Origin of the sequence: Mangrovihabitans endophyticus (genome assembly GCF_014646155.1) — a bacterium.
GTDB lineage: Bacteria > Actinomycetota > Actinomycetes > Mycobacteriales > Micromonosporaceae > Actinoplanes > Actinoplanes endophyticus.
This window is the reverse complement of record NZ_BMMX01000040.1, coordinates 16,754-31,542: the sequence shown is the minus strand read 5'-3', so window position 1 is coordinate 31,542 and position 14,789 is coordinate 16,754. Positions and strand designations below refer to the sequence as shown.

The following is a 14,789-nucleotide window of genomic DNA, read 5'->3' as shown; positions in this document are numbered from 1 at the left end:
GCGATGCGGTGCACGACCAGGACCGAGGCGCGCCCTTCGATTCGATCGGTTACGGTGCTCGGATTCGGGAGGACGAGACCGCAGGAGAGACATGAAGCTTCTTCTCACCTCCGCTGGCATCAAGAACCCGAGCATCGCCAACGCGCTCGTCGAGATGCTGGGCAAACCTATCGCCGAGGCCAGCGCCCTGGTGATCCCAACGGCGGCTTACCCCGCTGGGGGTCCCGCTGCCGCGTGGCGCATAGTCTCCGGCCGCGCCATGTCCCCGCTGTGCGAGATCGGTTGGAAGTCTCTCGGCCTGCTCGAGCTCACAGCACTGCCCAGCATCGACGCGGCGCAGTGGATGCCCGTCGTCCGGGAAACCGATGCTCTTTTGGTGGGCGGTGGCGATCCGCTGTACTTGGCGCACTGGCTGCAGCGGTCCGGCTTGGCTGACGTCCTGCCTTCGCTGCGGGAGACGGTGTGGGTCGCAGTGAGCGCCGGGAGCCTCGTGGCGGGGCCTCATCTGGGCCAGGACCTGAGTGACTGGCAGTCGCCGACGGGCAGCGTCGAGGCATTGAGGCTGGTCGACTTCGGTATCTTTCCGCACCTCGACAACCCGAACATGCCGGAGTTCGGCCTAGCCGACGCGGAGCGCTGGGCCGCCGCACTCGACGTGCCGGGCTACGCCATCGACGACCAGACCGCCATCACCGTCATCGACGGCGAGGTCGCAGTCGTCTCCGAGGGCAACTGGAAGCTGTTCGACTGACCAGTCCTGCTGACCTACACCCTCAACTGGGAAGAGCCTCGTCGCAGTACTAAGTACGCAGTGGCGCGCTACGTCCGCAGTGGATAGTGGTTGCGTCTCGGCTGGTGCTGGTCGTCCAGGTGCGGCGGTGGCGTGAACTCCGGGCGTGCGTCCGGGCCGAGCCGCACCTGCCATCCTTCGCGATGCACCAGTCGATGGTGGTAGCCGCACAGCAACGCCATGTTGGTCAGGTTCGTCGGCCCGCCGTCCGCCCAATGCACCAGGTGATGCCCCTCGCACCATCGCGGTGGCCGGTCACATCCGGGGAACGTGCAGCCGCGATCGCGCACCACCAACGCCCGTCGCAACGCCCCCGTCGCCAACCGGCGTGCCCGGCCCGCCTCCAACACCTGTGCCTCGCCGCCCAGCACCACGGGCAGCAGGCGCGCATCGCATGCCAACCGGCGCACGGTCTCCGGATGCACCCGCTCACCGGAGTCGAGAGTGCCGATGCCCAGCTTCTGGTTCAGCACGTCGAACGGAACCGTGACGGCCATCTGCGGCCGGTCACCCCCGTTGGCCGGAAGCTCGGCGGTACGCAGCGCCAGCTCGCACACCTCGATCAGGGCGTCCGCGCGGCGCTGGCCGGGGGTACGCCGATCGGCAGGGTGCGCGCCGGCGCGGCTCGTCGCCACAGAACCCGGCCCGCCGCGCGTAGCGTCGGCACGGCTCGTCGCGTCCAGATCCGGCGCAGCGCGCGACACGGCGGAATCGCCAACGGCACGCGGAACACCAACAGCACGCGGAGCACCAACAGCACGCGGAACACCGGGGGCGGCGGCGGTGGTGGGCGCGTGTGGCGTGTCGGGACCTCGCGCGGTGCGCGGCGCGCACAACGGGTCCAGCGCAGCCGACAACGTCGCCGCCGCGGGCGTGCTCAACAATCCGTGCAACCGCACCCGCCCGTCCCCCAACGGGCTCAGCGTCACATAACGGTCCCGCTCGGCGCGCCGATCCGCGCGCCGCAATGCGTCCAGCTCCACCTGCTCGGCCAGTTCCGGCGCCACGTGCTCAAGCACCCGGGCCGCCGCCCGGCGCAACTGTGCCGGGTCCAGGTCGGGCGCCCACCCGATCAGCACCGCCTCCGCCTCGTCCACCAGCGCAGCCGGGACGTCGGCGTGACGCCGCAAGTCCTCCACACACCGGCCGACCACGGCGACCTGCTCGTCGTTCATCCGCGCCGACATGAGCGCCTCATCAAGAGCCGGCCGGGTGTCCAGCATGCGCGCCTCATCCACGAGCCGCCGCGCGGCGCCCGCGCCGACCCGCAGGTGCCAGCGCAGCCAGTTCGCCGTCGACGTGGCCGCCTGCGTGGAAGCCACGTTGCGCGACTCCATCTGCTGCACCAGATGCAACTCCGCGGCGCACAACACCTGCCGCGCCGCATGCACGGCACGCAACGCCTCGATCACCTCACCGTCCGACAACGCCCACACCGACGCGCCCGCACACGCCGCCGCGGCGGCCCCGATGTCTGCCCACTCCTCACGCACGAGCCAAGATTAGAACACGCGTACGACAGAATCCGCCCCGCGACGACGCCGGTCACTGTCCGGCACGCGACAACTCGCGACAGCCGACATGCGGCGACAGACAACATCCAACGCACAGCCCCGGCACGCGAGCGAGCGCGAACAGCCAGCACACGACCGTCCAGCACACGAACAACCGACACACGAACGGCCCGCACGCGAACGGCACACGAACCCGGCACGCACAACCAACGCACCACCGCGATCAAGACGCACTCCAGCACGCGACCGGCCCGCACGCGAACAGCCAGCACGCGACCGGCCCGCACGCGAACAGCCAGCACGCGAACAGCCAGCACGCGACCGGCCCGCACGCGAACAGCCAGCACGCGACCGGCCCGCACGCGACCGGCCGGCATGCCAGAACCACCACGCCACGGCCGCCGCACGTCAAACCAGCACGCGCAGGCTCAGCCGAACGCCGTCGGCGATTCACCGGCCTGCGAGCCCGTTACCCGTACGCGTAAGGTGAGGAAGTGGCGCGTGTGCTGATCACCGGCATGTCCGGCGTCGGCAAATCCACTCTGCTCCGGGAGCTCTCGCGGCGTGGGTGGCCGGTCGTCGACACCGACGATGACGGTTGGACCTTGCCGGACGGTACGTGGGACGAGCCCCGCATGACCGCCCTGCTCGCCGGGCACGATGTCCTCGTGGTGTCCGGGACGGTGGACAATCAGGGTCGCTTCTACACGCGTTTCGACCAGGTGATTCTGCTCAGTGCGCCGCTCCGCGTGATGCGCGAGCGGATCGCGCGGCGGACCACCAACCCGTACGGCAAGACGGCCGCGCAGATGGCCGAGATCGAACGCTACGTGCGCGAGGTGGAACCGTTGCTGCGCCGCGGTGCTTCCGTCGAGCTGGACGGCCGGACCCCCGTCACCGAGCTGGCCGATGCCGTCGAGCAGCTCGCGGAGCGACCCGGACAACCCGCCGAGCAAACCGGGCACCCGGCGCGGAGAGCCGAGCGAACCGGGCACCCGGCGCGGAGAGCCGAGCAAACCGGGCACCCGGCGCGGAGAGCCGAGCAAACCGGGCACCCGGCGGGGAGAGAGGTGGCCGGGCGGGAGCATCTCCCGCCCGGCGATGGGAGAGGAAAGCACAGCGAATAGCCGGCAAAGCCCGGCGCCACACCCGACAGGCCCGGCGCCACACTCGACAGGCCCGGCGGGTGCCGCGAGCGCCCGGCGGCATGCGCCGGGCGCTCGGCTGATCGGGATGGGTCAGGCTTCGACTTCGTGACGGGTGGTCACCGTCGTGATCGGAATGGTGCGCGGCTTCGCCACGTCCGCCATCGGGATGGTCAGGGTCAGCACCCCGTCCTGCCAGGTGGCGTGGATGTTTTCCAGATCCAGGCCGTCGCCCAGGGTCAGCCGCCGTTCGAACGTGCCCGTCGCCCGCTCCCGCCGGATCCACTGCACGTCGTCATCCGTACGCGGAGAGCGCTCCGCCCGGATGGTCAGCACGCGGTTCTCCACGCCCACGGTGACCGAACCGGGGTCGATCCCGGCCAGGTCACAGTGCAGCACGAAGTGGTCACCGGAACGGTAGAGGTCCAACGGCATCGCCATGGTGGCGGGGCCCCCGACGGACGAGCCGAGCATCTGCCCGGCGAGCCGGTCGAAGTCGCGGAAAGGATCGAAAGTCAGCACCACGAACACCTCCTCGAGACGGTTCGCCGGCCCTCCCGGCGAACTCCGTGGCGCTCGGCTAACAATCAGTTCGGCCGAGTGGTCGCTCGATGGTCCGAGGTGGTTCATCACCGCGGTGCCAGCAGCGACAACTAAATTATTAGCACTCCCCCAGGCCGAGTGCCAACACCATGACGAAAAATCTTGTGCGGTACGCCACGAGCCCGGCCCGAGGGTCGCCCGCGCCGCCGTGGGGCGCGCGTCAGCGGTAGAGGTACGCGGCTCCGGTGAGGATGCTGTTGGCGATGATCTCGCCACGGTTGTTGAGGTCGACGATCTGCACGTCGGCGTCGACTCCCTGGTCGTACAGGGAATTGATCTCCGTGCCGACCCACGTGACCGGCTCGGTGAAGGGCGGGTGCAGTTGGTCGTTCTGGGCCATGCCGACCGCGACCCCGTCGTCATTGACGCCCATCGCGATGCCCTCGTAGCCGCCCAGGATGGGCAGTTCGGTCAGGGTGCCGTCGTGCCAGCGGTACGGCCGGGACTCATTCCGCCCGTTACTGTCCGACTCGCCCACGACGTCGCCGTGGTTGTTGAAGCCGAACGGCGGGCTGACCGGCTCGTACGAGGATGGCGTCTTCAGGCCGCCGAAGAGGGTCACCTCGCCGCTGCGGCTCTGGATGCCGCCCGCGCTGGCGCATTGGCACGGGTCACCCGGAGGCGCGACGAAGTTGCCGATGATCTCGCCCCGGTTGTTGATGCCGATTGTGGTCTCCCAGTACTTGGACAGCGACGGCGTCACGCCGCGATCGGTCAGCGCGCCCCGGCGCCACACGAAGCGGTGCTTCCCGGCGCCGACCGGGCGTTCCAGGACGACCTCGCCGAGGTCGTTCACCCCGTACGCGACGCCCAGGCCGAGGTCGACGATCGTGCCCTGGCGCCAGAGCACGGCGTGCGTCCGGCCGGCCGCGTCCGTGCTGGAACCAGCGATCTGGTCGAGTTCGTTGATGTCCCGCGCGGCCGAGCTGTGGCCACCGGGCAGTGTGCCGAGATCGCGCATCGATCCGTCGCGCCACAGGAAGGCATGTCCGGCGCTGGTCCCGACGACCGAACCGGTCTCGTTGAGTGCCGCGGCGGTGGTCACGCCGTCGCCGAGCGCGCCGAGGTCGACCGCCAGATATTGCCTCTCCGCGGCCTGCGCCGACGTGGCCAGCGCAGGCGAGGCCAGCACCGGAGTAGCCAGCGCAGGCGAGGCCAGCGCCGGAGAGGCCAGCGCAGCGATCAGGACGAACGTCACGGCCGCGGATCCACTTGCGCGTACGAATCTCATGATTCCCCCATGTCACGTTTCATCGGGCGTGCCCGCTCAGCGTGCCCGTGAGACAGCCGCCAGTCTTCCACCCGGGCGCCAGTCATCGTGGTCGATTACCATGGTCACGATCCGCAGCCGAGCACAGTGGAGGATCGATGCCCAGCCAGCAGGACGATGCGGATCCCGTCGACACGTCCGTGGCTCATCCCGCCCGCCGCTACGACTACCTCCTCGGCGGCAAGGACAACTTCGAGGCCGACCGGGAGTCGGCGCGGCTGATCGCCGAGCGGATGCCCACGATAAGGCTCGTCGCGCAGGAGAACCGGTGGTTCCTGCACCGCGTGGTCAGGTTCCTCGCCGAACGGGGCATCCGCCAGTTCCTCGACATCGGGACCGGCATCCCCACCTCGCCGAACACGCATCAGATCGCCCAGGACGTCGACCCGACCGCGCGGATCGTCTACGTCGACAACGACCCGCTCGTGCTCGCGCACGCGCGGGCGTTGCTCACCGGCGACCCGCTCGGCGACACCGCGTACCTCCAGGCCGATCTGCGCGAACCGCGGAAGATCCTGGACGATCCGCAACTCAGGCAGGTGCTGGATTTCTCCGAGCCGGTCGGTTTGCTGCTGATCGCGGTGCTGCACTTCATCCGCGACGACGACGATCCGAAACAGATCGTGGACACGCTGGTGAGCGCGCTGCCCGAGGGCAGTTTCGTGGCCGCCACCCACGTGACCCTGGAATACATGAGCCCGGAGCAGTTCGCGGCGGTGCGTGCGCGGGCCGAACACCAGTCCGCCGTACGATCCGGCGCCGAGCTGACCGCGCTCTTCGAGCATCCGCGTCTGCAGGTGGTGGAGCCGGGCGCGCAGTCGGTGTCGCGTTGGTGGCCGGACGAGGCACCGCAGCCCCGACCGTCGATCGAGGACGTGGCCTGCAACGGGATTCTGGCCCGGGTCGGCCCGCGCTCGGCGTGAGCCTTTCCCCGTACGGGTAGGCCGTGTGTCGCGAGCCCGGCCGGCCCGCTTCCCTGTTCGCCGACGACTCGGTGCCGCACCGTTGCGGACTCGCCACCTCGATGACGATCAGCCAGAATTAGATCACCCTCTGCTAACAAGCTGGGTATCACGAATTCAACGAGGCTTGGTGCCCCGGTGAACTCACCGAGGGGGATGCGCCATGCCGTCACGCCGACCGGCGATTGCCGACCGCCAGAACTCCCCGCAGATCCTGACGCTGGTCAGAGCGATGTCGACCGCCCACGCGCGGGCGTTGCGCCTGGAACGCCTCCGGCGGTGGATCGCTTTCGTGGTGGCGCTGACGTCGCTTCTGGCCGCCACGTGGCCGGTCCTCACCGCTCCGGTCGCCGCCGCGGGCGCCGTGTGGGCGTTGCTGCAGGGTGCCGGGCTGTCCCCGTGGGTCCAGCGCAGCACCGCGCACGCCGCCGTGGTGCAGGAGCTGTTCGACGTGAGCCTGTTCGAGATCGAGTGGAACACGGTGGCGGTCGGCAATCCACCGTCGGCCGCCGAGATCAGCGCGCTCGCGCGGGCGTACCGCGGGCCGGAAGATCTGATCGTCGACTACTACGAGATCGGCGACCTGCCCGACCTGTCGCGCCCGCTGGACGTGCTGGCATGCCAGATGCAGAACCTGGGCTGGGGCAGCCGCGTCCACCGGCGTTTCGCGGACGGTGTCCTGGCCGCGGTGATCGGCTGGGCGTTGCTGGGCGTGCTGGTCGGGGTGCTGCTGTCGATGTCGTTGAGTCGGCTGCTGCTGGTCTGGTATCTCCCCGCGCTGGGGGCCTTGCAGTTGGGTCTGGAGTTGCACCGCCGGCAGCGCGACACGGCGACGGTGCGTTCCCGGGCCCTGACCCTGGTCCGCGAGCGCGTCGAGGCGAATCTGCGAGACCCGCGACGACCCGGCCAGACCGAGGCGCTGCTGATGCTGGCGCGGCGGGTGCAGGATCTTCTCTTCACCACCCGCCGGGCACAGGTGCGTGTGCCCGATTGGTTCTTCCTGCGGTTCCGCCCCACCGACCGGGTCGACTTCCGCCGCGAGATGACCGAACTGTCCAGGCTGGTCACCGGTGCCGACGGCGCGCCGGAGGCACCGCGGACGGCGACGCCGCCGCCCGGGGAACCGCCCCGGGCGTCGCCATCAGCGTGATGAGACGGTTACAGTACGGATAGGTTCCCCATGCCGCCCGGCCCCGGTCAGCCGCCACTCTCCCGCCGGGCTCCGTCAGCCGTCGAGGAGCCGCGGACTCCGCGAGCCGTCGAGGAGCCGCGGACTCCGCGAGCCGTCGAGGAGCCGCCGAGGAGTCGCAGGCTCCGCGAGGAGGTTCTGTGCACGAGGAAGACGCCGGCGCGGAGCAGTCACCGCACATGCAGCCGGCCGAGTCGATGGCCCCCGATGTTTCCGGCAAGTCGCTGCTGGACCTGCTGAACGAGCCCGAGTCGGACGTGGCGGCCGGCGTTCGGGAGCTGCTGCGGCAGCGCACACACCGAGAGGATCAGTTGTCGAGCTGGAGCAGCTTCCTGGGATGACACCACCGGCGCGACACCACCGGTTGTCCGCCGCCCAGCTCACCGCCGTCGCGTGGGGCCGACCGGACAACGAGGTCATCGCGACCCTGTACGCCGCCGAGCACAGCCGCCACCAAATGCTCGCGGCCCAGGCGTTGCGCGAGCACGCGTCCGTCGCCGCGTCCGCGCTGCGGGTGCTGCACGAGACCGGGCACCACGACCCGACGGCGGTCGCCGTCACGCTGCGGCAAGGCTGGTGGGGGACGTGGGTGACCGGCCTGCACCGCGGCACCGCCGACCGGACGCCGGCGGCGGTGATCGCCCGGCTCTCGGCCTTGGCCGCGGTCGCCGCCGCGCGCACCGGTGCGCCCGCCGATCTCACCGTGCCGATGTCCGGCGGGCGGCTGCATCTGCCCGGCTGGGGAACCCTCGCCGCGGACGCCGGCGAGCTGCGGCTCACGGTGCGCGACGGCACCGTGATCGCGCATCAGCCCGCCGGGACGTACGCGCTCCCCGTCGGGGAAACCGTCGACGGGTGGATCCCGGCTCGTCGGCTCGCCGCCGGTGGCCTGCGCCTGCTGGTCGACGACCGGGATCCGGGCCGTGACTGTTTCCGCATGCCGCTGCGCGGCCCGCTGCCGGATGGCGAGTTCGCCGCGCTGCGCCGCACCATCGGGCAGGGGTGGCGGCTGCTCGCCCGATCCGCTCCCGAACTGGCTCGGCAGGTCGCCGCCGGGTTGTGGGCCGTGGTGCCGCTGGCGCCGCCGCCGGACGGCTCGGAGACCAGCGTCACCTGCTCGGATGCCATCGGCGCGATCGGCGCCACGGGACCCGGCGACGCCGTCGACGCCGCCGTGATGCTGGTGCACGAGTGGTCGCATTCGCTGCTCAACGGCATGCTCGGCTTCGTCGAGCTGCACGATCCACGTGACGCCGGGACGTTCTGGGCGCCGTGGCGGCCGGATCCGCGGCCGCTGAGCGGACTGCTGCACGGCACGTTCGCGTTTCTCGCCGTTGCCGAAACGTGGCGGGTCCTGCGCGCCGCGGGTGTCCAACCGGAGCGGGCCGAGGCCGAGTTCGCGGTGCGCCGCCGGCAACTCGCCGAGGTGCTCGCCGTCCTGCCGGGAGTGCCGGCGTTGTCGCCGCAGGGCAGACGGTTCGTCGCGGTGCTGCAACGGCGGTGCCGGGCGTTGTTCGCCACGCCGGTGAGCCGGCACGCCGACGAGCAGGCCAGCGCCGCCGTACGCCGCCAAGCCGCCGCCCACGAGCAGGCCGCCGGGGCGCCCCGCCACGGCGATCCGCGACCGTAGCGGGGCGGACCCGGGCTCACGTGGGCGGCGGCTCCAGGTCGCAGTCGGCGCGTCGGCCGCGTACCGCGTCCAGGGTCGCCGGATGATCCACGCCGAATGTGCGGCGCAGATCCGCCAAGGTCCGTTCATAGAGGCCGTGGCCGGTGTCATCGTCGGCCGCCATCTTGTCCAGGGCCGCGTTCAGCGCGCTGGCAAGCGTTTCCGGATGGTCCGCGCCGCGCTCCTCCACGGACAGCTCGTAGGTCGCCCAGGACAGGTGCGCCGCCCGTTCCACCGCGCCCGCCAGCGCCAAGTCGGTGGCCAGGTTGGCGGCTGCCGCCAGGGCATAGGGGTGCTGTGCGCCGACGCGCTCGGTCAGCCGTTCCCGGGCGTTCTCGTTCAGCCGGCGCGCCTCCGCCCGGTCGCCGGCGGCCCGCAACGCCACCGCGAGGTTGACCTCCGACGCCAAGGTCAGCGGGTGCTCCGGCGTGAACACTTCCCGGTACGCGTCGGTGGCGTCGCGCAGCAACGTACGCGCCTCGGTCAGTTCGGCCGGCGAACCGCAGCAGCGCAACGCGTTCGCATAGCTGACCATGGCCGCCAACGTGTATTCGTGCCGTGCGCCGAAGCGGGCCTTGTGGTTGCGGTAGTTCTCCTCGGCGTTGTCCCGGCTCTCCGCATAGAAGCCGCACTTGCGCAGCGCCACGGTGAGGGTGCGGCTGGCGATCAGCAGCTCACGGTGCCGCGGGTCGAGCTTCTCGCGATATTGCGGCACCACCGATCGCGTCAGTTCCAGCGCGCGCAGATAGTTGCCGAGACCGTAGTGGTCCTGGGCGAGGTTGCCCTTGCAGAACAACGTCCGCGTGTCGCCGTCGCCGGCCTGCGCACGGCGCCGGCGCAGGATCTCCTCGTCCAATGTGTACGCTTCGGCGTAGCGGCCGAGGTGCCGCAGGCTCACCGCGAGGTTGTTCTGCGCACGCCACGTTCCGGTGTCGTCGGCGCCGAGGACCCGCAGGTGGCGGGCCACGTTCTCCTGTTCCATCCGCAGCGCCCCGCTCAGATCCCCGCTCAGCCGCAGGTTCACCCCCATGTTGTGCGCGGTGTAGAGGGTGTGTTCGTGGTCGTCACCGAAGCGGGGATCGTGCCGGAGCCGTTCGAACGTGTCGGTGTCCAGCTCCTGCGCGCGGGCGGTGCGGCCGAGGAGCCGGCAGGCGTTCGCCAGGTGACGCTGGGCCAGCAGAGTCAGCTCGTGGCCCGGCCCCGGGGTGCCCGGCACGCTGGTGTCGTTCCAGCGGGCCACGGCCGACTCGCCGAGCGCCATGCTGGCCTCGTAGTCGCCGGCGACGAAATAGTGCCGGATCAGGTCGACGACCACCATCCGGGCGTCGTCGTCCGGCGCATCGATGAGGCGGGCGGCGGCCACGTGCGGGGCGATCTCCGCGTACATCGACCAGTTGTTCGGATCGTCGGGATATCCGGGGTTGGCCGCGGCCAGCAGCCGCCGCACATTGGTCAGGCTGCGTTCCAGCCGGGCCTGGGCGAGTTCGTCACGCAGCACCAACTGGACCAGCCGATGCACCTGGATGTGCTGGCGTTCGTCGACGCGGGCCAGGCCGAGACGCCGCACCCCCCGGACCGCCCGGTTGAGTTCGATCGACTTGTCCAGCGCCGCGCTCAGCGCCGGGCTGAGGCCGCCGCGCCGACCCGCGCGCAGCAACGCGACCGAGACCGGCTCCGGCCCGAGGAAGGCGAACATCTCCAGCAGCTCCGCCGCCGCGGGAAGATTGCCGCGCAGCTCGCCGAACACCATTTTGAGGTACGCGTACAGCGGCTCGCGATAACCGATCGGCTTGCCTTCGGACAGCAGGTCGGCGATGTTGTCGTCGAACACTTCGAGGTATTCCGCGACCGGCATGCCGGTGCTGGCATGCCAGTTGGCGGCCTGTTCCAACGCGAGCGGCCAGTCGCCCAGCTTGTCCGCGAGGATGTTGGCGTCGCTGTGGCTGATGGTGTGGCCGTGCCGCTGCAACAGTTCGATGCTCTCGCGCCGCTCGAAGACATCCACCTCGATGGCGTCGCCGCGTCCGACCCACCCCGCGGTGTTGCGCGAGGTGACGATGACGTGGCCGGTGCCCTCCGACGGTGTCGACGGCATCAGGCCGGCGAGGAATTCCGGGTCCTCCACATTGTCGTAGACCATCAGCCACGGCGCGGTGCTCGTGGACAGCGCCTCGACGACCAGCGCGGTGGTCTGCGCCGCGTCCGTGCCGGGCGGGATGTTGAGCCACCGGGCGGTCTCCGGCCTGCGGGCGAGTTCGACGAAGGACGCCCGGACCATCTCCGGAGTCTCCGCGGCGATCCACCAGATGAGCCAATAACGCTCCGCGTTGCGATAGGCGAACTCGGTCGCCAGTTGGGTTTTGCCGACGCCGCCCAAACCGTGCAGAGGCACCACGGACGCGGACGATTCCTTGCGGAGCGTCTCGCCCAGCAGCGACAGCAAAAGCTCACGCCCGGTGAACACCGGGTTCCGGGGCGGAAGCCCACCGCGCACCGAATGGCGGGTGACGGGGGTCTCCGATGGCGGCGGAGAAACCGATGACGGGGCCAACACGGAAGAGCCTCCCGGCGTATTTGGTGGAATATCTCGGTTGACGATCAAATTATCCGGGTCGCCAATGGCAATGTCGCTTGTTTCGCTGCCCGCCAAAACGATGTCGGCCACGCTCGCCAGGCAAAGGTCTCGCAGGCGGTCCTCGGCGTAGAACCGACCGCCCACCTCGTTCACCCACGAGTGAATGCGCAGCCCGAGTGCGCCGGCTTGCGCGTGGGCAAGCCGATCGGCGAACACCAGCAGCGGGATCATCGCCCCGGACGGTTCGGCATCGCGTTCCACCGCCCGGATGACCGCCGCGGCGTCCTGCCAGTTGGGCTGGGTGACCGGCGTCGAGGCGTCCACCAGCTCGTCGTACGCGTGGCGCAGCACCTCGTGCGGCAGCCCGGTCAACACCTGCGCGAGCACCCGGCGGCTCGACGAGTCCAGCGCACCCGGCAGCCCGGGCGCCGCTGCGGTGGCGGGCTCCGGCCAGGACACCGGCTGCCGCAGCGTCACCGCGCCACGCGGGGAGAACCGGCCGTGCCGCCGGAGGAACTCGGCGCCGGCCCGGCCGGCCAGCCGGAAGAACCACCACCGGCCCTCGTCGCCCACGCTCGCGAAAGTGGTGAATTGCAGTGCGGTGGCGACCACCGAGAGCAGGTATTGCGAACGCCAGTCGCCGAGCTGCATCGACTTGATCGCTTCGAACCCGGCGTGGTGGATGGAGGCCAGCGTGTCCGCCAGCAACGTGCTCAGTCGCGGCTGCGCCGCCCACGGCGCCAGCACGAACTTCAGCAAGGCTTCTTGTTCCTCGGTGCGTAGCCGCGCCACGGTCGGCGCGATCACCGACAACATCAGCGTCACCGCGTCGCGGCTGACCGGCGCGTCCTGCTCGAAGGCCGACAAGTCGACCAGCCGGAAGTCGGCGATGATCGGCGTGCCGAAGGTCCGGGGAATCAGCACGTTCTCCGCGTGCAGGTCGCCGTGGGCGAGCCCGACCACCGCATCGATCGGCAGGTCCGCCGCCAGGCGGGGGTCGGTGAACATCAGCAACGGGTTGGGGATCTCGACCGCGATGTCACCCGCGCCGTCGCGCAGGTAAAGCGCCCGCGGCAGCAGACTCAGACCCTCCTGCACCGAGTCGGCCGGACCGCCCGTGCTCAGCACCCGGCCGGTCTCGCGGTGCAGATAGTCCCCGACGTTGGTCTGGATCGACTTGATGGCGGTGGGGCCCCAGCGCCGGATCAGCTCGTCGACCACACCGGCACAGGCGGTGGCTAGCTGCCCGTCGGGCACCCCGGACAACGGCACGAGGTCCAGCGTCGCGGCGGCGACCTCCTGAAACATGAGCCGCCCACCGTCACCGACCGGGAACGGCTCATACGCCTGTTCCACCAGATGCCGCTCGACGAAGTCCGCATCCGACAACGCCCTGGCTTGTCGGTGCACCCCGGTCTCCTCAATCGGGCGACCCGGCGGGCACACTTTCACGATCACCTGGCGGTCATTCTCCCCCGGAGTGCTGACGATGATCGCCGCGAGCACCGCATCGGTATATCCCCGGGCAGTCCATCGCGGATTGGTCAAACGCACCGTTCGACGCTGCTGCATCGCCCATGATCGCAGCGCGGACGCAGCCGCGTCGCCGAGCACTTCCGCGAGCGGATCGAGTAATTCCCCACCGGTGACCATGCAGTCCCTCACGCCTTGAACATCTGTCACGCGTGTCGATAAAACAACGATCATGAAGCCGAGTTCGTCGATATCCAACACACGGTAGCGATGCCCGCATAAGCGCAGCAACGCCAGGCTCTTGACGTGCTTCAAGGTCAGAAAGGCCCAAATGGTGGTGAGAAAATGGTGTGGTGGCGCACGCCGCGCCCCGGTGATTATCGGCTAGGCCCTACCGAAGGTGACGGACAGCCCGTCGGCGCGGGTGTTCGCCACTGCGGCATGAGAACCGGCCCGTCGCCCATGATTCGATATTCCGCACGCGGCCGATAGCCGTGCCGGGCGTACAGGCGGGCGTTGTCCGGGCCCGTCGCCTCCAGGTACGCCGGGGTCGCCGCCGCGTCCAGCCCGCTGTGATGGTGCGCCAGCAGCGCGCTGCCCAGGCCGCGCCGTTGCCGGTCCGGCCGGACCGCGAGGAACGCCAGGTAGTGATGCCTTTCCCGGTACGGATGGTAGGCGTGCATCGCCGCGTCGAGCGCCCGGAACCGGGCCACGTGCGGGCCGGTGATCTCGGCCAGCCTCCGGTCGTATCCGGGCAGGTCCGGTGGTGGCCGCCCGTCAATCAGGTACCAGAGCGCCGCGGCACACTCACCGCCGGCCAGATCCACGTGACCGAACCGCAGGGCATGCTCGGCGTGCAGGGCAAAATACGGCAGATAGACGCGTCGACGGGTCGCAACGTCCGCGATCAGCCACGGCGCCAGATCACCGTGCAGAAACGCGGCGGCCAGCAACCGGCTGAGAACTTCGAAGTCGGCGGGCGTAGCCGCACGTACCGCAATCATCGAGCCGGCCCTCGCACCGCCCCCGGGAGGCGGCCGGGAAGGCGGCCCGGGAGACGGCCGGGCAGACGGCCCGGCAGGCGGCCCGGCAGACGGCCCGGCAGACGGCCCGGCAGACGGCCCGGCAGACGGCCCGGCAGACGGCCCGGGAGGCGGCCCGGGAAGACGGCCGCACCGGGTGGTGGGCTCCTCGTCCATAATCGACTCCTGCCCGAGGCCGATGGTCGCGGCGTCTGCCGAAGGTCCGCAGGGCCGCGAGTCTCGCATTCGGATCGTCCACCCATCGATCTCGCGCCCCAATCGCCCACCCATCCGTCCACCCATCGGATCTCGCCCCCGGTCGCCACCCATCGGATCTCGCGCCCCGACCGCCCATCCATCGGATCTCGCCCCCGATCGCCACCCATCGGATCTCGCGCCCCGACCGCCCACCCATCGATCTCGCGCCCCGACCGTCCGCCCATCGCGCCGGAGGCGAAGTCCGGCAACGCCACCTTCACCCCGGCCCGCCACACCGCGTCGCCCAGGACGGCGCGCAGGCGCCAGGCCACAACCGGATCCGAGTTCAGCACAGTGCGGACCTCCGCTCACACCCGAG

11 protein-coding genes are annotated in these 14,789 nt (G+C 70.3%); 6 read left to right on the top strand and 5 right to left on the bottom strand.

The annotated features are described in order from the left end of the window. Positions 1–91: 91 nt before the first annotated feature. Complete coding sequence (locus IEY73_RS27335) at positions 92–751, top strand: Type 1 glutamine amidotransferase-like domain-containing protein (RefSeq protein ID WP_189082204.1); 660 nt, start codon at positions 92–94, stop codon at positions 749–751. A gap of 68 nt (positions 752–819) precedes the next feature. Here the strand turns inward: IEY73_RS27335 and IEY73_RS27330 are convergent, their stop codons facing one another. After that, complete coding sequence (locus tag IEY73_RS27330; protein ID WP_189082203.1) at positions 820–2,283, bottom strand: HNH endonuclease signature motif containing protein; 1,464 nt, start codon at positions 2,281–2,283, stop codon at positions 820–822. 515 nt (positions 2,284–2,798) lie between these two features. Between IEY73_RS27330 and IEY73_RS27325 the strand changes: the two genes are divergently transcribed. Continuing rightward, positions 2,799–3,431, top strand: coding sequence for an ATP-binding protein (locus IEY73_RS27325; protein WP_189082202.1), 633 nt, complete (start codon positions 2,799–2,801; stop codon positions 3,429–3,431). A gap of 111 nt (positions 3,432–3,542) precedes the next feature. Here the strand turns inward: IEY73_RS27325 and IEY73_RS27320 are convergent, their stop codons facing one another. Both IEY73_RS27320 and IEY73_RS27315 read right to left on the bottom strand, forming a co-directional pair. Next, entirely contained in the window at positions 3,543–3,974 is a 432-nt protein-coding gene (locus IEY73_RS27320; RefSeq protein ID WP_189082201.1) for an Hsp20/alpha crystallin family protein, read from the bottom strand. Positions 3,975–4,212: 238 nt separating this feature from the next. Next, the gene (locus IEY73_RS27315; RefSeq protein WP_189082200.1) at positions 4,213–5,250 is read right to left on the bottom strand and encodes a hypothetical protein; all 1,038 of its coding nucleotides are present in this window, start codon (positions 5,248–5,250) and stop codon (positions 4,213–4,215) included. A 170-nt stretch (positions 5,251–5,420) separates the two neighbouring features. On the opposite strand from IEY73_RS27315, the gene IEY73_RS27310 reads away from it, so the two are divergent. From IEY73_RS27310 to IEY73_RS27295, 4 genes are all read left to right on the top strand, one after another. Continuing rightward, positions 5,421–6,245 (top strand): SAM-dependent methyltransferase, encoded by an 825-nt coding sequence (locus tag IEY73_RS27310; protein WP_189082199.1) that lies wholly within the window; start codon positions 5,421–5,423, stop codon positions 6,243–6,245. Positions 6,246–6,447: 202 nt separating this feature from the next. Beyond that, on the top strand, positions 6,448–7,434 hold the full coding sequence (locus tag IEY73_RS27305) for an S-4TM family putative pore-forming effector (protein ID WP_189082198.1): 987 nt from the start codon (positions 6,448–6,450) through the stop codon (positions 7,432–7,434). Positions 7,435–7,613: 179 nt separating this feature from the next. Then, positions 7,614–7,814, top strand: coding sequence for a hypothetical protein (locus IEY73_RS27300; protein WP_189082197.1), 201 nt, complete (start codon positions 7,614–7,616; stop codon positions 7,812–7,814). Next, positions 7,811–9,103 (top strand): aKG-HExxH-type peptide beta-hydroxylase, encoded by a 1,293-nt coding sequence (locus tag IEY73_RS27295; protein ID WP_189082196.1) that lies wholly within the window; start codon positions 7,811–7,813, stop codon positions 9,101–9,103. The genes IEY73_RS27300 and IEY73_RS27295 overlap by 4 nt, the downstream gene beginning before the upstream one ends. A gap of 16 nt (positions 9,104–9,119) precedes the next feature. On the opposite strand, the gene fxsT is transcribed toward IEY73_RS27295, so the two are convergent. Together fxsT and IEY73_RS27285 are read right to left on the bottom strand one after the other, a co-directional pair. Beyond that, a complete protein-coding gene (gene fxsT / locus IEY73_RS27290) occupies positions 9,120–13,505 on the bottom strand; it encodes an FxSxx-COOH system tetratricopeptide repeat protein (protein WP_189082195.1) in 4,386 nt (1,461 codons plus the stop codon). Between the two features lie 62 nt (positions 13,506–13,567). After that, the gene (locus IEY73_RS27285) at positions 13,568–14,194 is read right to left on the bottom strand and encodes a GNAT family N-acetyltransferase (protein ID WP_189082194.1); all 627 of its coding nucleotides are present in this window, start codon (positions 14,192–14,194) and stop codon (positions 13,568–13,570) included. Positions 14,195–14,789 lie beyond the last annotated feature (595 nt).

Coding starts and splice junctions, on each gene's coding strand:
- IEY73_RS27305 (WP_189082198.1), top strand. CDS start 6,448: ATGCCGTCACGCCGACCGGCGATTGCCGACCGCCAGAACTCCCCGCAG.
- IEY73_RS27295 (WP_189082196.1), top strand. CDS start 7,811: ATGACACCACCGGCGCGACACCACCGGTTGTCCGCCGCCCAGCTCACC.
- IEY73_RS27310 (WP_189082199.1), top strand. CDS start 5,421: ATGCCCAGCCAGCAGGACGATGCGGATCCCGTCGACACGTCCGTGGCT.
- IEY73_RS27335 (WP_189082204.1), top strand. CDS start 92: ATGAAGCTTCTTCTCACCTCCGCTGGCATCAAGAACCCGAGCATCGCC.
- IEY73_RS27285 (WP_189082194.1), bottom strand. CDS start 14,194: ATGATTGCGGTACGTGCGGCTACGCCCGCCGACTTCGAAGTTCTCAGC.